The following is an 18,552-nucleotide window of genomic DNA, read 5'->3' as shown; positions in this document are numbered from 1 at the left end:
GCCTCACCGGCGCGGCCGCCGCCGCCCGCGGCACCGTTCCGCCGCGCCTGCCCGCCACGCCGTACGACCGCGCCCCGCCTGCTCCGGCGGGGCGCGGCCGTACGGCCCGGGGCCCGTCCCGGCCCGTCGCCGCGGCCCGTGACGCCGCCCCCGCTGGCGGAGAACCGCGCCGGTATCGTGAGCCGCATGGTCACGGACACCCAGGACGCTCAGCGAGGCGAGGAGATACTCGCCGTCTTCGACTCGGCATTCGGCGAGCTGCTCGCCGCCGACCCGGCCGCCTTCCGGCTGAAGTTCCGCAAGATGGCCGCCTCGGCGTTCGCCTTCTACCGCGGCACCGCCTGCCTCTATTACCACGACCTCCAGACCGGCGGGGGCGCCGATCCGTTCCTGACCGAGCAGACGAGCCGGGTGTGGATCCACGGCGACCTGCACGCCGAGAACTTCGGCACGTACATGGACGCCAACGGGCGGCTCGTCTTCAACGTCAACGACTTCGACGAGGCGTTCGTCGGCCCGTTCACCTGGGACGTCAAGCGGCTGGCCGGCTCGCTCGCGCTCATCGGCTACACCAAGGCGCTCAGCGACGGGCAGATCTCCGGCCTCGTCCGCGCGTACGCCGACGCCTACCGCGAGCGCATCCGCGCCCTCGCCTCCGGCGCGAAGGACGACGAGGTGCCGCCCTTCACCCTCGACACCGCCTCCGGCCCGCTGCTGGGCGCCCTGCGCGCCGCCCGCGCGCACACCCGGGTCGGCCTGCTGGACTCGATGACGGAGGTACGGGACTACGAGCGCCGCTTCACCGCCGGCGGCGGGGCCATCGAGCTGGACGCGGCCACCCGCGCCCGGGTCCTCGACGCCTTCGAGGGCTACCTGGAGACGCTGCCCGCCGGCGGCCGGGAGCGGCGGCCGGACGCGTACCGGGTGAAGGACGTCGTCGGCCGCCGGGGCATCGGGATCGGCAGCGCGGGGCTGCCGTCGTACAACATCCTTCTCGAAGGGCACAGCGACGCCCTGGAGAACGACATCGTGATCTACATGAAGCGCGGCCAGACCCCGGCGGTCGCGCACCACATCACCGACCCGGCGATCAGCGGCTACTTCCGCCACGAGGGGCACCGCACGGTGATCTCGCAGCGCGCGCTCCAGGCCGCGTCCGACCCGTGGCTGGGCTGGACCGAGCTGGACGGGGCGGGGCAGCTGGTGGCGGAGGTGTCGCCGTACGCGGTGGACCTGGACTGGTCGGACATCGACGACCCGGAGCAGGCCACCGCCGTCGTGGGCGACCTGGGCCGGGCGACGGCGACGATGCACGCGGCGGCGGACGTGGCGGAGAGCGGGCACTCGCTGGTGCCGTTCTCGACCGAGCGGGTGATCGACGCGGCGATCTCGGCGGGCGCCGACGGGTTCACCGAGATGCTGGTGGACTTCGCGCACGGCTACGGGGCGCGGGCGCGCGCCGACCACCAGATCTTCGTCGACCTCTTCCGCAACGGGCGGATCGCCGGGCTCTGAGCGCGGGGCGGCCATAAGCGCGGGACACCGGGGCGCGTACGCGGACGGCGTGCGCGCCCTGACGCGTACGCGTCCCCTTGACATCATTATTGGTCTGGACCAACCTGTCCCTCGCGCATCCCCCGCCAGGCCCCGACCTCCCCAGCCCCGGAGGCAGTTGTGGACCGTTCCCCGCGCTTCCCCAGACACCCGTCCAGGCGCCCGTCCCGGCGCCGCTCCCGTCCCGCCGCGCCCCTCGCGGCCCTGATCGCCGCGCTCGCCCTGCTCGCGAGCGCGCTCGCCGGCACCGCCGCCGGCGCCGCCGCTCCCGAGGCCGCCGCCGCGCCGAACCTCCTCCGCAACGGCGGCATCGAGGCCGGTCTCGACGGCTGGAGCTGCACCGCCGGCAGCGGCTCGGCGGTCTCCAGCCCCGTGCGCACCGGCGCCTCGGCGCTCAAGGTCCAGCCGTCCGGCGGCGACCGGGGCGAGTGCAGCCAGACCGTCCCGGTGCGGCCCGACTCGCAGTACGCGCTGAGCGGCTGGGTGCAGGGCTCGTACGCCTACCTCGGCGCCCGCGGCACGGGCACCACCGACGTCTCGGACTGGACCTCGTCCGCGACCGCGTGGACCGAGCTGGGCACGTCCTTCACCACCGGCCCGGACACCACCTCCGTGACGGTCTACACCCACGGCTGGTACGGCCAGCCCGCCTACCACGCCGACGACCTCACGCTCACCGGCCCCGGCGGCGACCCCGGCACCGTCCCCGCCGCCCCGGCCGGCCTGTCGGCCGGCTCCACCACCGCCACCTCCGTCTCGCTCTCCTGGAGCGCGTCGAGCGGCGCCACCGGCTACACCGTCTACCGCGACGGCACCCGCGCCACCTCCGTGACCGGCACCTCCGCCACCGTCACCGGGCTGACCCCGGCGACCTCGTACCGCTTCGAGGTGACCGCGACCAACGCCGCCGGCGAGTCCGCCAAGTCCGCCGCCGTCAGCGCCACCACCCGCGACGGCGGCGGCGGCCCCGGCAACACGCTTCCGGAGCACGCCCTCGTCGGCTACCTGCACACCACCTTCGCCAACGGCTCGGGCTACACCCGGCTCGCGGACGTGCCCGACAGCTGGGACGTGATCAACCTCGCCTTCGGCGAGCCCACCTCCCCGACCTCCGGCGACATCCGCTTCCGGCTCTGCCCGCAGGCGGAGTGCCCGAACGTGGAGTCCGAGGCGGAGTTCAAGGCGGCGATCGCGGCCAAGCGGGCCGCCGGCAAGAAGGTGCTGCTCTCCATCGGCGGCCAGAACGGCCAGGTCCAGCTGACCAGCACGGCCGCGCGGGACGCGTTCGTGCGGTCGGTCGGCGGGATCATCGACGAGTACGGGCTGGACGGCGTCGACATCGACTTCGAGGGGCACTCCCTCTCGCTGGACAACGGCGACACCGACTTCCGCAACCCGACCACCCCGGTCATCGTCAACCTGATCTCGGCGCTGAAGTCGCTCAAGGCGAAGTACGGCGAGAGCTTCGTGCTGACGATGGCGCCCGAGACGTTCTTCGTGCAGATGGGCTACCAGTTCTACGGCACCGGGCAGTGGGGCGGTCAGGACCCGCGCTGCGGGGCGTACCTGCCGGTGATCCACGCGCTGCGCGACTCGCTGACGCTGCTGCACGTCCAGGACTACAACTCCGGCCCGATCATGGGGCTGGACGACCAGTACCACACCATGGGCGGCGCCGACTTCCACATCGCGATGACGGACATGCTCCTCACCGGCTTCCCGGTGGCGGGGAACACCGACCACTTCTTCCCCGCGCTGCGCCCCGGCCAGGTGGCCATCGGGATGCCGGCCAGCCCGCAGGCCGGCAACGGGTACACGACGCCGGGCGAGGTGACCAAGGCGCTGGACTGCCTGACGAAGGGCGCCGACTGCGGCTCGTACCGGACGCACGGCACCTGGCCCGGCATGCGCGGGCTGATGACCTGGTCGATCAACTGGGACCGGTTCAACAGCCGGGAGTTCAGCCGGAACTTCGACTCCTACTGGCCCTAGCGCCCCGGGCCCCGGCCCCGCCGGACGCGCGCGCCGGCCCCCGGGCGGCCGGACGCGCGCCGCGCCCGCCCCGCGGACCGCGGGGCGGGCGCGGTCGGGCCGTCGCGCCGCCGGGCCGTGCGGCCCGCGGGCGGCGGCCCGCCGGTCCCGTGTGGGGCCGGGACCGGGCACGGCGGGGTGCCCCGGCCGGCTTCCCGCTCAGAAGCCGAAGTTGGCGTCCACGCGGGCGGCCTCGTACGTGTTCGGGTAGGCGTTCATGCAGGACGGCCCGGGGCCGCCGCCGGACATCAGCTCGCTGCACGGGCCGCTGTAGTTGTCCGGCAGGCCGAGGATGTGGCCGGTCTCGTGCGCGACGACGCGCAGCGAGTAGTACTGCTGGGTCTGGCGGAGGTCCAGGAAGACGTAGCCGTGGCCGCGTCCGTCCGTGACGGCGTGGCTGCCGCGCGGGTCGTTGCCCTGGCGGTAGCTGAAGTCGCCGCCGCCGGAGGTCTCCTGGAGGGTGATGTTGCTGGTGGCGCCGTTCCAGATCTGGGTGCTCCGGGCTATGTCGCCCTGGTAGTTCGGGGCGTTCGCGTCGTTGTACGTGATCGTGACGGCCTGGAAGCCGGGCTCGGCCGCCTGCTTCTCGCGCGCCTTGTCCCGGAGCATCTCGAAGAACGCCCGGTACTCCTTCTGCTGCCCCTTGTCGTGCCCGATGTACGCCGGGGACGCGGTGGACCCGGTGGCGGCGGCGGACCGGGCCGGCTGCCGGTCGTGGTGGTCGGCCGCGGGTGCCGGGGACGCGGCCAGGCCGGTCAGCGCCAGGCCGAGGCCCAGGGCGGTGGAGACCAGTCTTCCGGAGAGTTTCATGGGGGGTCGCTCCTCACGAACGATTGGTCGGTCGGTGGGGAGTCTGCGGGCGGAAGGGCGGCCGGGGACAGATCTCATCCGGTGATAGCGGCGTACGATCCCGGCCGCGGCGGCGGCGGAACGGCGCATAGGTGTAGTGCCCCTGACAAGAAAGTCCGGCTATGCTCCCGAAGCGTGGAGCTGGAGTTGAGGCATCTGCGCGCGCTGTGCGCGATCGCCGACGCCGGAAGCGTGCACGGGGCGGCCAGGTGGCTCGGCGTCTCCCAGCCTTCCCTGACGGCCCAGCTGAACCGCATCGAACGGGCCGTGGGCGGCCGGCTGTTCGTACGCGACCGCTCGGGCTGCCACCCGACCCCGCTCGGCCGCTCCGTCACCGCCCGCGCCCGGCCCGTACTCGCCGAGATGGCCACGCTGGTCAGCGAGGCGCGCGAGGAGGCCCGCGCGCTGGAGAGCGGGCCGCGGCTGCGGCTCGGCAGCACCGCGAACCGCGCGGTGGCCGGCTGGCTCTGCCGGCTGCGCGGCCGGTTCCCGGACACGGACGTCTCCATCCGCGTCGACCCCTCGCCGAACTCGCTGCTGCGCATGGTCGCCGAGGGGCAGCTCGACGTCGCGTTCGTGCACGAGGTCACCGGCGTCCCGCTGCGCGTACCGGACGGCGTCGGCCAGCGCACCCTGCTGTGGCGCGAGCCGCAGTTCGTCGCGCTGCCCGCGGCGCACCCCGCCGCCGAGCGCGAGGAGGTGACGCTGGCCGACCTCAGCGGCCACCCGTGGGTCGTCGACCCGCACGTGGACGGCGAGTGGCACGGCATCCGCCGGATGTTCGCCGGCGCCGGCCTGGAGCTGCGGGTCATCCAGGGCGACTATCTGACGGGTGCCGACCTGGTACGGGCCGGGGTGGCCGTCACCCCGTGCCAGCCCACGTCGACCCCGCGCCCCGGCATGGCGATCAGGCCGCTGCGCGGCGACCCGCTGACCGTGCGGCTGCTGCTGGCCGCGCGGGCGGCGTCGACCACCGACGGGGAGTTCCACGCCGTCTACACCGCGCTGGAGGACGCCTACCGGGAGGCGGCCAGGTCCACGGAGACGTACCTGCGCTGGCTGCACCGCAACGACAACCCGCTGCTGCTCACCTGAACCGGTCCCCTCCGGCCTGGTCACCGGCCCGCAAGCCGGTTTACCATCCCTTTACCCTGGTGTCGGGGACAATCGATACGAGACACTTCCCGACATCCCCCGACGACGACGAAGGAGCAGCGGTCCCGCAATGGGCGAACCTCCCAGTACCAGCCGTGCCACAGCCCGCCGGAGGACGAGCGACGGGGCGGGGGTGGCACGGTGACCGAGATCCTTCTGCTGCTCGCCGCCCTGGCGCTGACCCTGGCCTGCGCGATCTTCGTGGCGGCCGAGTTCTCCCTGACCACCGTGGAGCGCGGCGACCTGGAGCGCGCCGCCGCAGCCGGTGAGCGGGGCGCCGACGGGGCCCTGAAGGCGGTCCGGCGGCTCACCCTCCAGCTCTCCGGCGCCCAGCTCGGCATCACGGTGACCTCGCTGGTCATCGGCATGCTCGCCGAGCCCTCGCTCGCCACCCTGCTGCGCGGCCCGCTGGCCGCCCTGGGCCTGGGCGGCGCGGCCCCGCCGGTGGCGACGGTGCTGGGCGTGGCGCTGTCCACGGTGGTGCTGATGGTGATCGGCGAGCTGGTGCCGAAGAACTGGGCGATCGCCCGGCCGCTGGCCGTGGCGAAGGCCGTGGCGGGCCCGCAGCGCGGCTTCACCGCCGCCTTCGGCCCGTTCATCCGCCATCTGAACAGCACCGCGAACCGCGCCGTCCGCCGCGCCGGCCTGGAGCCCGCGGAGGAGCTGGCCTCGGCCCGTACGCCCGACGAGCTGGTCTCGCTGGCCCGGCACTCGGCCGCGGGCGGCGCGCTGGAGGCGGACTCCGCCGAGCTGTTCGTCCGCACCCTGCACCTGCACGAGCTGACCGCGGAGAACGTCATGACGCCCCGCGTCGACGTCAAGGCGCTCCAGGCCGGCGCCACCGCCGCCGACGCCGCGAACCTCGCGCACGCCACCGGCCTGTCCCGCTTCCCCGTCTACGCCGGCAGCCTGGACGAGGTCGTCGGCACGGTGCACATCCGCGACGTGCTCGCCCTCGAACCCCGCGCCCGGGCCGCGACGGGCGTCACCGAGCTGGCCGCGGAGCCGCTGCTGGTGCCCGAGACGCTGCCCGCCGACCGGCTGCTGGAGCGGCTGCGCGAGCGGCGCACGATGGCCGTCGTCATCGACGAGTACGGCGGCACCGCCGGCGTGGCCACGATGGAGGACATCGTGGAGGAGGTCGTCGGCGAGGTACGCGACGAGCACGACCCGGTCGAGCTGCCCGACCTGCGGCCGGCGGGCGTCGGCGCGGACGGCCGGCCCGCCTGGGAGGCCGACGGCGGCGTCCGCCTGGACCAGCTCGCGGAGCTGGGCCTGGACGCCCCGGAGGGGCCGTACGAGACCGTGGCCGGGCTGATCGCCACGCAGCTGGCCCGCATCCCCGCCGCGGGCGACGCGGTGCACCCGGGCGGCTGGCGGCTGGAGGTCCTGGCCGTCGAGCACCACCGCGCCGACCGGGTCCGCATCACGGCCCCGGACGGCGGCGCCGCGGCGCGCCCGGCGGCCGCGCCCGACCAGCGCCGGCCCGCCGAGGAGGTGCGCCGGTGACCGCGCTGCAACTGTGGATCGGCGCCCTGACGCTGTTCACGAACGCCTTCTTCGTCGGCGCGGAGTTCGCGATGATCTCCGTACGGCGCAGCCAGATCGAGCCGCGGGCCCGCCGCGGGCCGGGGCGCGCCCGCATCACGCTCTACGGCCTGGAGCACCTCTCCGCGATGATGGCCACCGCCCAGCTCGGCATCACCGTCTCGTCGCTGGTGCTGGGCGCGGTCGCGGAACCGGCCATCGCGCACCTGCTGGAGCCCGCCTTCACCGCCGCGCACGTGCCGCACGCCGCGGTGCACCCGATCGCGTTCGTCATCGCGCTGACGGTGGCGACGTACCTGCACATGCTGATCGGCGAGATGATCCCGAAGAACATCGCGCTGGCCGCGCCCGTGCCCACGGCGCTGCTCCTCGGCCCGCCGCTGGTGGCGCTGACCCGCGCGCTGCGCCCGGTGGTCTTCGGCATCAACGCCGTCGCGAACGCGCTGCTGAAGCTGCTGCGGGTGGAGCCGAAGGACGAGGTGGCCGCCGTCTTCACCGACGACCAGCTCGCGCGGATGGTCACCGACGCCAGCCGCGCCGGGCTGCTCCAGCCGGCCGACGGCGAGCGGCTGCGGGACGCCCTGGAGCTGGGCACCCGGCCGGTCGGCGAGATCCTGGTGCCCGCGGGCACCATGACCGCCGTCGACGACACGGTCACCCCGGCCCGGCTGGAGCGGCTGGCCGCCGAGGCCGGCTTCTCCCGCTTCCCGGTCACCGACGCGGGCGGCGCGCTGCTGGGGTACCTGCACGTCAAGGACACCCTCGGGGTGACGGAGCGGGACGCGCCGTTCCCGCGCGCGGCGCTGCACCCGATGACCCGGGTCGCCGTCGACACCCCGCTCGACGACACGCTCACCGCGCTGCGCGCGGCCGGCAGCCACCTGGCCGCCGTCACCGGCGACCAGGGGCGGGTGCTGGGCTTCGTCACCATGGAGGACGTCCTGTCGGAGCTGGTGGGCCCCGCGCCTGCCGCGGCCTGAGCGCGCCGCCCGGCCCGGGCCGCGCGCCCGGGCCGGCGGGCCACGGCCGCGCGCGGCGGCCGCCGGCCGCGGCCCGCGGGGCCGCGGGCGCGGAAAACCCCTCGTGCGCGAGCGCCGGACCGCGGTACGGTCGCGCTCTCGGCGACGGCGGGAGGCGGCTCATGCACGGTCCCGCCGTGGAGCTGTTCTGCGACGAGTCCGGCTACGAGGGCGAGAACCTCGTCGGCGGCGTCACCGACGTCTTCGCCCACGCCGGCGTGACCGTACCGGCCGCCGACGCGGCCGACTGCATCCGCGAGCTGCGGGACCGCATCCGCTCCCCCGCGACCGTCTATAAGGCGAACCACCTGCAGCGCCAGAAGCACCGCGGCACGATGCTGTGGTTCCTCGGCCCCGCCGGGCCGCTGCCCGGCCGCGCCCGCGTGCACCTGACCGAGAAGGCGTTCTTCGCCGTCGCCCGCCTCGTCGGCCTGTTCGTCTCCCGGACCGACCCGGCGGACGCCGCGGCGATGCTGCGCGGCGTGCACGCGCGCGGACCCGCGGGCGCGCTGTACCGCGAGGGGCCGCTCGTCTACGGCGCCGAGCGGTGGCGGGCGTTCCTCGCCGCGTTCAACGAGCTGATGTGGGTCAACACCCGCCGCGGCGCGGAGACCTCGGCGGACGGCTTCTTCCGGCTGGCGGACGCGCTGCACGGCCGGGGGGCGCCGGGCGAGGCCGGGCGCGTCCTGCGGCTCGTGGCGGGGGCGCGGCCGCGGGCGGAGGAGCTGCGCACCGCGCTGCTGGCGGACCCGCGCACGGTGCCCGCGCTGGACTCGCTGCTGCCGGCGCTGGCCGCGGCGGTCGCCCACTGGGGGCGGGACGGGACGGAGGTGACCGTCGTGCACGACCGGCAGACGGCGCTGACGGAGGAGCGGGTGGCGCGGCTCGCCGAGGTGTGCCGGCCGCCCCGCGCGCGGCTGCGCGCGCTGCGCTTCGTCGACGCGGAGACCGAGCCGCGGGTGCAGCTCGCCGACTTCCTGGCCGGGATCGCGCGCAAGCGGGCCTCCGACGCGCTGGCGGGGCTGGCCGACCCCGAGCTGGACGAGCTGCTGCGCCCGTACCTCGACCCGGCCTCGGCGTGGGGCGACGAGCGCACCTGGGCGCTGCTCGCCCCGGACCCCGGCCGGCGGGCGGGGCTCACCTCCGCGTGAGATACGGGCCGTACGGGATGGCGTCCCGCCGGACGGTGCAGCCGATCAGCGGACCGGAACGCGCGGGTCACACCGCGTGCTTCGGCCTACCCTGACCGGGCCACCGCGCGTGCCGCGCCCACGGAGAGACCATCGCGAGCCCGGCACCGGAGGGCGAAGCCCATGAATCGCCTGCACCACCTCGCGGGACGCGAAACCGTACGGGCCGGGGCCCGCGCTCAGCGCGGGGTGGCCGCCAGCCGTACGGCCAGGCCCGCGAAGACGGTGCCGCTGAAGACGTTGAGCCCGCGCGCCAGCCGGCGGCTGCGGCGCAGCGCCCGGGACAGCCGGCCGGAGAGCAGGCCCACGGAGCCGTCGACGCAGAAGCCGACCACGACGCCGGTGACGCCGAGCACCAGCAGTTGCAGCGGCAGATGGCCGCGGCCCGGGTCCACGAACTGCGGCAGGAACGCGATGTTGAACATGATGACCTTGGGGTTGAGCAGGTTGGTGACCATGCCCTGCCAGAACGCCCGCCGCGGCCGCGGCCCGGTCCGCCGGCCGCCGGCGCCCTCGGCGGCGTCCCCCGCGCCGTCCTCGTCACCGGGCACGGAGCGGTCCCGGAAGGCGCGGACGGCGAGGTAGAGGAGGTAGGCGGCGCCGAGCCAGCGGAGCACGTGGTAGAGCACCGGCAGCGCGCCGAAGAGCGCGGACAGCCCGAGGGCGGCGGCGACGGCGTGCACGAGCATGCCGCACGCCACGCCCGCCGCGGCCATCACGCCCATGCCGGAGCCGCCGCGGCCGCCCATCGCCACGATGAACATCATGTCGGGGCCCGGGGTGATGGAGAGCACGAAGATCGCCCCGATGAAGGCGGCGAGGAGGGACATGTCGACCATGGCGGCGATACTCGCACCGCGCCCCCGCGCCGGGCGACCGAATTCCGCGTGCCGGGTGCGTCGCGCGGCCGTCACGGTCTGGCATATGCCATCGTCAGCCCCCGTCCGAGGGCCGGACGCCGCCTGAACGACCGCCTCCGCGGGGCAGCTTCGCCGCCCGCCCGGCGGCCGTCTAGTGTGGTCTGCCACGACCACCCCGGACCCCGGTGGGCCGTCGCCGGAGCACGAGCGAACGCCCATCGCTGGGAGCACGTCCCGCTGCGCGCCCACGCTCGGCCGGGAAGCCCTCCCGAGTTCAGCCCCCGCGCCCGCGTGCGGGCAGCGGGTCGCGCGTGACCTCCGGCGGTACGCCCGGCCGCGCATCCGGCCGGCACAGCAGCCGCGAAACGAGGTGACGACCCCATGTCCGAGGAGTCGCGAGAGGAAGGTCTGGCCGCCGCGTTCGTCGAGCTGGCCGACACCCTCGTCAGCGATTTCGACGTCGAGCAGCACGTGCGCAGCCTTGCGCGGCACTGCGCCCGGCTCGTCGACGTCACGGCCGCGGGAGTCGTCCTGGCCGCCGACACCGGTACCGCCCCGACGGCCTCGGCCTCCGACGAGCACACGCACGCCCTGGAGTTAGCGGGGCTGGAGTGGGGCGAGGGCCCCGCCGCCGACTGCCGGCGCACCGCCAGGGAGCTGCCGCCCACCGCGCTCGCGCACCCGCGGGCGCGCGCCGAGTGGCCCCGCTTCACCGGCCGGGCGCTGGAGCTGGGCTTCGTCCTCGTCGCCGCCGCCCCGATGCGGGCGCGGGGCACGGCGGTCGGGGCGCTGACCCTCTATCACGACCGGCCCGGCGCCCCGACCGCCGCGCAGCTGCGGCTGGGCCGGGCGCTCGCGGACGTCGCGACGATCGGGATACTCCAGCAGCGCGCGCTCGCCGAGCGGTCCGCCGTCGCGGCGCAGCTCCAGAACGCCCTCGACTCCCGCGTCGTCATCGAGCAGGCCAAGGGCGCGCTCTCGCAGCGCCGGAGCATCGCCGTCGACGAGGCGTTCCGCCTGCTGCGCGGGCACGCCCGCAACACCCGCCGGCCGCTGACCGACGTGGCCCGCGAGGTCGTCGAGAACGGGCTCGACCCGGCGGCGAAAGAAGGCTGAAACCCGGCCGGTCAGGAGAGGGCGAACGTCGGCGGCACGCCGGGCAGCTCCATCGCGGCGTCCAGGAACCGGTCCTCGCGCGGCGGCAGGAACTGCAGCGTGCTCGCGTGCGCCGGGCCGTCCGCCGTCATCGCCCACAGGCACAGCATCGCCGCCGGCCGCCCCGCCGGGTCGGGCGACACCTCCAGCGTGGCATACCGCACCGGCGCCCCCGGCTCCGCCGTGACCAGCACGAAGTGCGCCTCGGGCGGCGCCACCGCGGGCGGCGGCGTGACCAGGACGGAGTGGGCCGGCGAGCGGCCGACGAGCCGGCCCGCCGGCCACTCGTCCACCGCCTGCCCGGCGGGGGGCAGCCCCGCCCCCGCCCGCCGCCACAGCGCCCGCAGCTCGGCGTCCAGCGAGCCGTCGAGCGCGGCGGCGAGCAGACGCTCCGGGGCGGTCAGGGCGACGTCGCGGAGCACGGCGTGGACAAAGGCGCAGTGCTGTCGTCGGGCATCCGAAGCATTCATACATCAGTTCTAGCGGAGCCCACTGACAACGCCCCCGTCCCCGGCGGCCGTTGGCCGTTGGCCGGGGTCGTCGGCCGTACGGCTCAGGGGATGCTGAGCCCGTACTCCTGGAGGACCTCGACCACGGGCTGGTAGAACGTCGTGCCGCCGGTGGTGCAGTTGCCGTTCCCGCTCACCAGGACGCCCAGCGCGGCTCTGCCGGAGTACGCGGACACGCCGCCGCCGCCCGGCTCGGCGCAGACGTTGGTCTGGAACACGTGGTAGACGGTCCCGTCGGGGTAGCTGATGCTGATGTTCACCGCGACGACGACGCCGCAGTGCAGGCCCGCGGACGGGCTGACGGCGCACACCTGCGCGCCGACCGTGGGCTGCGCGGCGTGGGTGATCGGGATCGGCTGGCCGAATCCGGAGGACAGCTCGCTGGGATAGGTGTAGTCGGGGTTGGTGTAGCGGATCACGGCGGAGTCGCCGCCGGGGAAGCCCGCGTCGGACCGGCCGATCTCGATCGTCCGGCCGGGGTCCGCGTACCAGACGGGGCCGGCGTCCTTGACGCAGGGGGCCTGCATCACCGCGTAGCGATCCGCGCCCCGCGAGGCGTTGAAGGCGACCGGGCAGGCGGCGCCGGTGCTGCTGTAGAGCGTGTCGCCGCCGCGTACGGCCTGGTCCTGCGCCCCGGCGGCGGGCGGGGCGAGGGCGGTGAGCACCGCGAGGAGCAGGGCGGCCAGTACGGCGGCCGGTGCGAAGAGCCGCACGGGGGCGGCGGGGTACGGGGTGAGCGGAGCGCGACGCAACTTCACGGTTCCTCCCGTCGTGGGGTCGGCGAGCGCATTGTCGCGCGGGCCGAGCGCCCCGTACAGAAGAGCCGTTCGGCCCTATGGGCGCGCCGTTCTCCGGGGGATGCTGGTTCCGCCTCGGCGAGCCGCGGCGTGGGGGTGAGGGCCGGTACGGCGCGGACGTCCGCGCCGTACCGGCTCACCTGCTTCCGCCCCGCGCGTCCCCGTGCCCGTACGCGCGAACGGCCCGCGCGCTACCGCTCGGACGGCCCCGCGCTCCCCTGCCGCCAGTACGGCTCCACCCGCGCCCAGTCGCGCTCCCACTCCGCCGCGCGCCGCCGGTCCAGCCGCACCCGCAGCGCGGTCCGGCAGCCGAACGCCAGGCACCCCACCCCCCCGGCCGCGGCGCCCGCCGCCACCGCGCTCTGCACGCCGGTGTCCACCGGCGGCGGGGGCGGGTCCACGGCGCGCCGGCCCGTGGAGTCGGTCCAGATCTCCGCACGCGCGCCCTCCGGCAGCCCGCCGGTGACCCGGGCACGGCCGGTCCGCGGCAGCCCGTCCGCGTCCCGCCAGCGCACCTCGGTGAGCACCTTGCCGCCCGTCCACGCGGTGCTCCGCGGCCCCGTCGGCGCGGGCGCGTCCTTCAGCAGAACCGCCGTCGTACGCTCCCGCTCCGCGCTCCGGCCGCTCAACTCCCCGTGCACGGCGGACGCCGCGCCCCAGCCGGCCGCGGTGCCGCCGACGGCGAACACCGCGAAGGCGCCCCACGCGGCCCAGCCCTCCAGCACGTCCGTGCGCCGGCGGAAGGGGTTGCGCCGGCTCCACACTCTGCGTACCGGGCGGTGTCCCCCGCGCCCCGCGCCCGCGCCCATCGGCACCCCCATCCACTTCCCTTACGCCCCGGTAAAGGCTCTCCTCTCGACTGTCGCACCTTCGCCCCGGTTCCGGCGAGAACGCCCCCGGGGCCGTCATACGGCCGTAGCATCCGGGTGCCCCTTGCGCCACGGACCATGGGTCCGTTCGGCCCTACCCCCGGCCACGGCGGCCGAGGACGATCGAGCCAGCCGCGCAGCAGCCGAAAGGTGCCCGACGTGTCAGTGGAAAGGCAGTCCTCCGCAGCCCCGCCCATCAGGGTCTTCCTCGTCGACGATCACGAGGTGGTGCGCCGCGGCCTGCGCGACCTCCTGGACGCCGAACCCGGCATCGAAGTGGCCGGCGAGGCGGGCACGTTCGCGCAGGCGCTCGCGCGCGGCCCGGCGCTGCGGCCGGACGTCGCGGTGCTGGACGTACGGCTGCCGGACGGCGACGGCATCGGGGTCTGCCGCGAGCTGCGCTCGCGGATGCCCGGCCTGGCGTGCCTCATGCTGACGTCGTTCGACGACGACGACGCGCTGCTGGACGCGATCATGGCCGGCGCGTCGGGGTACGTGCTCAAGCAGATCAAGGGCGGCGATCTGGTCTCCGCGGTACGGACCGTGGCCTCCGGGCAGTCCATGCTCGACCCCGCGACCACGGCCCGGCTGATGACGAGCCTGCGCCGCGACGACGCCCCGGCGGTGCCGGAGAACGAGGTGCTCGCCGCGCTGTCGCCGCGGGAGCTGGACGTGCTGGAGCTGATCGGCGAGGGGCTGACGAACCGGCAGATAGGGCAGCGGCTCTATCTGTCGGAGAAGACCGTGAAGAACCACATCTCGCGGCTGCTGGCCAAGCTGGGCGTCGAACGGCGCATCCAGGCGGCGGTGCTGGCCAGCAAGGCGCACCGGCCCCCGGGACTGTGACCGGGGGAAGCCCTACGGCGTCCCCCGGCAGACCGCCCCAACCCCGGCCCCAACCCCGGCCTCGGCCCCCGGCCCCGGCAACCGGCCCCCGGCCGCGTCCCGGTGTGCTCCCGGCCGCCTCGTCCGGCCCCTACGCGTCCGCCGCGCCGCCCGGGTCCGGCGCCGCCCGCGGGTCCAGCGGCACCCGCCACACCAGCCGGGTGCCGCCGCCCGCCGGCGGGTCCAGCGTCAGCTCGCCGCCCAGCTCCCGGGCCCGCTCCGCGATGTTGGCCAGCCCGCTGCGCCGCCCGCCGCGGAGCACCCCGCGCCCGTCGTCGCTCACCGTCAGCGCCACCAGCCCCTGCCCGGCGACCACCGTGACCTCGACCTTCGACGCGCCCGCGTGCCGGGCGGCGTTGGACAGCGCCTCGCCGAGCACCGCGACGAGGTGGTCGGCGACCGGCGCGGGCACGTCGGTGTCGAGCAGCCCCTCCGTGCGCAGCGCGGGCGTGAAGCCCAGCGCGGCGACGGAGTCCTTGACCTGGCTGAGCACCCGCAGCCGCAGCCCCTGGGCGGCCGGTCCGCGCGCGTGCCGGCGCAGGCCGAAGATCGTGGTACGGATGATCTTGATGGTCTCGTCGAGGTCGTCGACGGCGCGCAGCAGCCGCTCCGCGCCCTCCGCGTGGGTCACGAAGCGCACCGCGCTCTGGAGCGTCATGCCGGTGGCGAACAGCCGCTGGATGGCCAGGTCGTGCAGGTCCCGGGCGATGCGGTCGCGCTCCTCGTAGAGCGCGAGCTGCTCGGCGTCCCGGCGCCGGTGGGCCAGCTCCATCGCCACCGCCGCCTGCCCCGCGAAGCCCACGAGGGCGTCCGCCTCCTCCGGCCCGAAGCGCTCGCCGCCCACCTCGCGGGCGACGAGGAGCACGCCGCGCAGCCCGTCGCTGGCGCCGAGGGGCACGGCGACCGCGGGGCCGAGGCCGCGGGCCGGGAGCACGCTGGCGTGCACCCGCGGGTCCTCCGTCATGTCGTCGCTGATCGCCAGCTCCACCCGGGTGAACGCGGCGCCGGACAGCGTCCCCTTCATGGGCAGCGTGCGCCCTTCCAGCTCGGCCGCGGCGCTGCCCTGGGCGAGCACGATCCGCAGCCCGTCGGCGCCCTCGGCGGGCAGCGCGACGGTGCCGAGGTCGGCCCGGAGGATTTTGCGGGCCCGGTCCAGCATCAGGCCCAGCACCTCCTTCTCGTGGGCGCCGGAGAGCAGGGTGTTGGTCACCTCGCCGCTGGCCTCGATCCAGCGCTGCCGGCGGCGGGCCTCCTCGTACAGCCGGGCGTTCTCGATCGCCACGCCCGCGGCCACCGCGAGCGTCTGCAGGACGGCCTCGTCCTCGCCGTCGAACTCCTTGGCGCCGCGCTTCTCCGTCAGGTAGAGGTTGCCGAAGACCTCCTCGCGCACCCGGATGGGCACGCCGAGGAAGGAGCGCATCGGCGGGTGGGCGTCCGGGAAGCCGTACGAGGACGGGTGGTCCTGGAGGTCCGCGATGCGCAGCGCCTCCGGGTGCCGGATCACCTCGCCGAGCACGCCGTGGCCGCGCGGCAGCGGGCCGATCCGCTCGTACTGCTCGACGGAGATCCCCACCTGGATGAACTGCGCCAGCCGCTCGCCGCGCCCGATCACGCCGAGCGCCCCGTACTCGGCGTCCACGAGCGCCACCGCGGCCTCCACGATCCGGCGCAGCACCTGGGCCAGATCCAGCTCCCGGCCGACCGTGAGCACGGCCTCCAGCAGGCTGTGCACGCGATCCCGGGTGCCGCGCACCTCGTCGATGCGCAGTTGCAGCTCGTCGAGGAGCTGGTCGAGCTGGAGCCGCGGCAGCGGCCCGCCTCTCTGTCCGCTCTGTCCGCTTGTCGCCATCGCATCCCCCCACAGGACCCCGAGTGGTCAGACAGCATCCCCCTGCACCACCGTAGCCACGTCGTCACCCTCCGGGAGCCGTTCCCGGTCACCCGAATGCACGATGCGGCGAGAGGCCGCGCAGAGCCTCGCGCACTGTGGATGCCATGAGCGATGAGCGAGCCCGCGACGGGGAGAAGAAGGACACCCGCCGGACGCCGCGTGACCGGGGCGCGCGCGGACGGCCGGACGACGGCCCGGAACGGGGCCTGGGCCTGGGCCGCGAGGGCCACGGCGGGGTGCTGCTGCCGGACGGGCACGGGGAGCGCGAGGAGCGCGGACGGGGCGGGAAGCGCACGGACCGGCGCGCGGACCGCGAGCGCGACCCGGACGACGGCGAGGAGCGGCCGGATGAGGCCCCGGACCGCTAGCGGACGTGTCCGCCGGCGGACGGGCCGGGGCGGAGCGGGGGTCCGCTCGGCAGGCGGGCTGTCAGTGCCCGGCCTTACGGTGGGCGCATGGCAGTGAACGAGATCCTGGCCCTGCACGCCGCCGCGCTCGACCTGTTCAGCGGGCACGTCCACCGGGTCCGGCCCGGCCAGTGGTCGCGGCCCACGCCGTGCGCGGACTGGAGCGTGCGGGATCTCGTCAACCACATGACGGTGGAGCAGCTGTGGGTGCCGCCGCTGCTCGCCGGGGACACGATCGAGGAGCTGGGCGACCGGTTCGACGGCGACCAGCTGGGCGACGACCCGGTGGCCGTCTGGGACGACGCCGCGGCCGCCGCCCGCGCCGCCTTCGCGGAGCCGGTGGCCCTGGCCCGTACGGTGCACCTGAGCTACGGGGACAGCCCCGCCGAGGCGTACTGCGCGGAGATGGCCGTCGACGCCGTCGTGCACTCCTGGGACCTGGCCCGGGGCATCGGCGCGGACGACGCGCTGCCAGCGGAGCTGGCGGAGTTCGCGCTGCGGCAGGTGGAGCCGCAGGCCCCGGCGCTGGCGGCGAGCGGGCTGTTCGCCGAGCCGGTGCCGGTGCCGCCGGACGCGGACGCGCAGACCCGGCTGCTGGGCCTCACGGGCCGCCGCGCCTGAGCGGCGGGCGCGTCCGGCGGGCCCGTCGCCGCCCGGGGCTACGTGCCGGTCCGCTCCGGGGCGGTGCGCTCCGGGGCCGTGAGGATCGTGCCCTGCGCCACGGCGCACAGCTCGCCCGGCCCGTCGCCGGCGCCGCTCCCGGCGTCCTCCGCGCCGGCGCCGTCGACCACGTAGATGTCGCAGCGGCAGACCGCCTGGCGCCGGCCCGCGTGGACGACGTACGCCTCGGCCCGCAGCGTGCCGTCCCGGGCCGGCCGCAGGTACTGGACGGAGAAGCCGCCGGTGATGATGGCCGGGCCCAGGACCGTGCCGGCGGCGAACGTCAGCGCGTTGTCGGCGGCGTAGGCGAGCAGCCCGCCGTGCGCGTAGCCGTACTGCTGCCGCAGGTCGTCGCGGATGTCCACCTCCAGCGTCGCGGCGCCGTCCGCGAACCGGGTGATCCGGGCGCCGAGCAGCCGGCTGAACGCCTGCTTGTCGAGCACCTGCTGGGCGAAGTCGATCCCGGGGTCCGTCATGTGACCACACGGTAACGGCTGTTGAGCTGCGCTTCCAGGTACGGAGGGAACCTAGGCCGGGTCGGGCAGCCGGAGCTCGACCCAGGTGCACTTGCCGCGCGGCAGCAGGTCCACCCCCCAGCGGTCGGCGACCTGGTCGATCAGGAACAGCCCGCGCCCGCTGGTGTCCATGTCCCGCACCGGCATCAGGCACGGCAGCGCCCGCGAGGGGTCGCGCACCTCGATCCGGATGCCGCGGCGCCGCCGCGACATGCGCAGCGCGAACGTGCGCGCCCCGGTGTGCCGTACGGCGTTGCCGACCAGCTCCGAGACCAGCAGCACGGCGAGCTCCGCGAACCGCGGCGACATCCCCCAGTGGCCGACGACGACCGCCTCGGCGAGCCGGCGGGCGACCGCGGCGGACTCGGGCCGCGAGGGCAGCCGCACCTCGTCGACGGCCGGGTTGCCCCACAGCTCGATGGGGCCGGCCACGGCCGCCCCGGCGGGCCCGCCGCCCGGCGCGGTGGTGGGAAAGCGCCGGTAGGCGGGCGACGGCAGCGGTCGCGGCAGGGGCCTTCGGGACCGCCGTACGACGGCGGCCGGATGTGCCGCCTGGTCCCGGTGGAGTTGCTCGACTTCCTCAAGGCCCGCCATGGCCTCATGATGGCGCGGACGGACGGCTTTGGGAGCATTTCCGCGCCAACAAGTCCCGCGGAAG

18 protein-coding genes are annotated in these 18,552 nt (G+C 75.6%); 10 read left to right on the top strand and 8 right to left on the bottom strand.

The features are described 5' to 3' along the window. Window positions 1–186 precede the first annotated feature (186 nt). Both ACHZ99_RS24290 and ACHZ99_RS24285 read left to right on the top strand, forming a co-directional pair. Window positions 187–1,515: a DUF2252 domain-containing protein gene (locus tag ACHZ99_RS24290; RefSeq protein WP_420306854.1), complete on the top strand. Its 1,329-nt coding sequence runs from the start codon at window positions 187–189 to the stop codon at window positions 1,513–1,515. Window positions 1,516–1,674: 159 nt separating this feature from the next. Further along, on the top strand, window positions 1,675–3,546 hold the full coding sequence (locus ACHZ99_RS24285) for a chitinase (protein WP_420306853.1): 1,872 nt from the start codon (window positions 1,675–1,677) through the stop codon (window positions 3,544–3,546). Between the two features lie 198 nt (window positions 3,547–3,744). On the opposite strand, the gene ACHZ99_RS24280 is transcribed toward ACHZ99_RS24285, so the two are convergent. Beyond that, window positions 3,745–4,395 (bottom strand): snapalysin family zinc-dependent metalloprotease, encoded by a 651-nt coding sequence (locus ACHZ99_RS24280; protein ID WP_420306852.1) that lies wholly within the window; start codon window positions 4,393–4,395, stop codon window positions 3,745–3,747. Window positions 4,396–4,581: 186 nt separating this feature from the next. Between ACHZ99_RS24280 and ACHZ99_RS24275 the strand changes: the two genes are divergently transcribed. The 4 genes from ACHZ99_RS24275 to ACHZ99_RS24260 all read left to right on the top strand — a co-directional run bounded on the left by ACHZ99_RS24275 (window position 4,582) and on the right by ACHZ99_RS24260 (window position 9,307). Continuing rightward, window positions 4,582–5,529 (top strand): LysR family transcriptional regulator, encoded by a 948-nt coding sequence (locus ACHZ99_RS24275; RefSeq protein WP_420307004.1) that lies wholly within the window; start codon window positions 4,582–4,584, stop codon window positions 5,527–5,529. 201 nt (window positions 5,530–5,730) lie between these two features. Next, a complete protein-coding gene (locus ACHZ99_RS24270; protein WP_420306851.1) occupies window positions 5,731–7,098 on the top strand; it encodes a hemolysin family protein in 1,368 nt (455 codons plus the stop codon). Next, window positions 7,095–8,117, top strand: a complete 1,023-nt coding sequence (locus ACHZ99_RS24265) for a hemolysin family protein (RefSeq protein WP_420306850.1) — start codon at window positions 7,095–7,097, stop codon at window positions 8,115–8,117. The genes ACHZ99_RS24270 and ACHZ99_RS24265 overlap by 4 nt, the downstream gene beginning before the upstream one ends. A gap of 161 nt (window positions 8,118–8,278) precedes the next feature. Further along, window positions 8,279–9,307 carry a DUF3800 domain-containing protein gene (locus ACHZ99_RS24260; protein WP_420306849.1) on the top strand — a complete coding sequence of 343 codons (1,029 nt, stop codon included), beginning with the start codon at window positions 8,279–8,281 and terminating at the stop codon, window positions 9,305–9,307. Between the two features lie 218 nt (window positions 9,308–9,525). Here the strand turns inward: ACHZ99_RS24260 and ACHZ99_RS24255 are convergent, their stop codons facing one another. Next, window positions 9,526–10,185: a LysE family translocator gene (locus ACHZ99_RS24255; protein ID WP_420306848.1), complete on the bottom strand. Its 660-nt coding sequence runs from the start codon at window positions 10,183–10,185 to the stop codon at window positions 9,526–9,528. A 402-nt stretch (window positions 10,186–10,587) separates the two neighbouring features. Here ACHZ99_RS24255 and ACHZ99_RS24250 point away from each other — a divergent pair, with 402 nt between their 5' ends. Continuing rightward, window positions 10,588–11,322 carry an ANTAR domain-containing protein gene (locus tag ACHZ99_RS24250; protein ID WP_420306847.1) on the top strand — a complete coding sequence of 245 codons (735 nt, stop codon included), beginning with the start codon at window positions 10,588–10,590 and terminating at the stop codon, window positions 11,320–11,322. An 11-nt stretch (window positions 11,323–11,333) separates the two neighbouring features. On the opposite strand, the gene ACHZ99_RS24245 is transcribed toward ACHZ99_RS24250, so the two are convergent. The 3 genes from ACHZ99_RS24245 to ACHZ99_RS24235 all read right to left on the bottom strand — a co-directional run bounded on the left by ACHZ99_RS24245 (window position 11,334) and on the right by ACHZ99_RS24235 (window position 13,488). After that, window positions 11,334–11,831, bottom strand: a complete 498-nt coding sequence (locus ACHZ99_RS24245) for a hypothetical protein (RefSeq protein ID WP_420306846.1) — start codon at window positions 11,829–11,831, stop codon at window positions 11,334–11,336. Between the two features lie 83 nt (window positions 11,832–11,914). Then, window positions 11,915–12,628 carry a S1 family peptidase gene (locus ACHZ99_RS24240; RefSeq protein ID WP_420306845.1) on the bottom strand — a complete coding sequence of 238 codons (714 nt, stop codon included), beginning with the start codon at window positions 12,626–12,628 and terminating at the stop codon, window positions 11,915–11,917. Window positions 12,629–12,858: 230 nt separating this feature from the next. Further along, window positions 12,859–13,488 carry a hypothetical protein gene (locus ACHZ99_RS24235; RefSeq protein WP_420306844.1) on the bottom strand — a complete coding sequence of 210 codons (630 nt, stop codon included), beginning with the start codon at window positions 13,486–13,488 and terminating at the stop codon, window positions 12,859–12,861. Between the two features lie 198 nt (window positions 13,489–13,686). Between ACHZ99_RS24235 and ACHZ99_RS24230 the strand changes: the two genes are divergently transcribed. Then, window positions 13,687–14,382 (top strand): response regulator, encoded by a 696-nt coding sequence (locus ACHZ99_RS24230; RefSeq protein WP_420306843.1) that lies wholly within the window; start codon window positions 13,687–13,689, stop codon window positions 14,380–14,382. A 130-nt stretch (window positions 14,383–14,512) separates the two neighbouring features. Here the strand turns inward: ACHZ99_RS24230 and ACHZ99_RS24225 are convergent, their stop codons facing one another. Continuing rightward, entirely contained in the window at window positions 14,513–16,270 is a 1,758-nt protein-coding gene (locus ACHZ99_RS24225; RefSeq protein ID WP_420306842.1) for a GAF domain-containing protein, read from the bottom strand. A gap of 146 nt (window positions 16,271–16,416) precedes the next feature. Here ACHZ99_RS24225 and ACHZ99_RS24220 point away from each other — a divergent pair, with 146 nt between their 5' ends. Next, entirely contained in the window at window positions 16,417–16,680 is a 264-nt protein-coding gene (locus ACHZ99_RS24220; RefSeq protein WP_420306841.1) for a hypothetical protein, read from the top strand. An 87-nt stretch (window positions 16,681–16,767) separates the two neighbouring features. Beyond that, window positions 16,768–17,340 carry a TIGR03086 family metal-binding protein gene (locus ACHZ99_RS24215; RefSeq protein WP_420306840.1) on the top strand — a complete coding sequence of 191 codons (573 nt, stop codon included), beginning with the start codon at window positions 16,768–16,770 and terminating at the stop codon, window positions 17,338–17,340. Window positions 17,341–17,378: 38 nt separating this feature from the next. Here the strand turns inward: ACHZ99_RS24215 and ACHZ99_RS24210 are convergent, their stop codons facing one another. Together ACHZ99_RS24210 and ACHZ99_RS24205 are read right to left on the bottom strand one after the other, a co-directional pair. Continuing rightward, window positions 17,379–17,855: a PaaI family thioesterase gene (locus ACHZ99_RS24210; protein WP_420306839.1), complete on the bottom strand. Its 477-nt coding sequence runs from the start codon at window positions 17,853–17,855 to the stop codon at window positions 17,379–17,381. A 51-nt stretch (window positions 17,856–17,906) separates the two neighbouring features. Next, entirely contained in the window at window positions 17,907–18,488 is a 582-nt protein-coding gene (locus ACHZ99_RS24205; RefSeq protein ID WP_420306838.1) for an ATP-binding protein, read from the bottom strand. Window positions 18,489–18,552: the final 64 nt, after the last annotated feature.

This window comes from Streptomyces sp. MAR4 CNX-425 (genome assembly GCF_048656465.1).
Lineage (GTDB): Bacteria > Actinomycetota > Actinomycetes > Streptomycetales > Streptomycetaceae > Streptomyces.
Note: the sequence above shows the minus strand (reverse complement) of the source record. Positions and strands in the feature narration are given on the sequence as shown.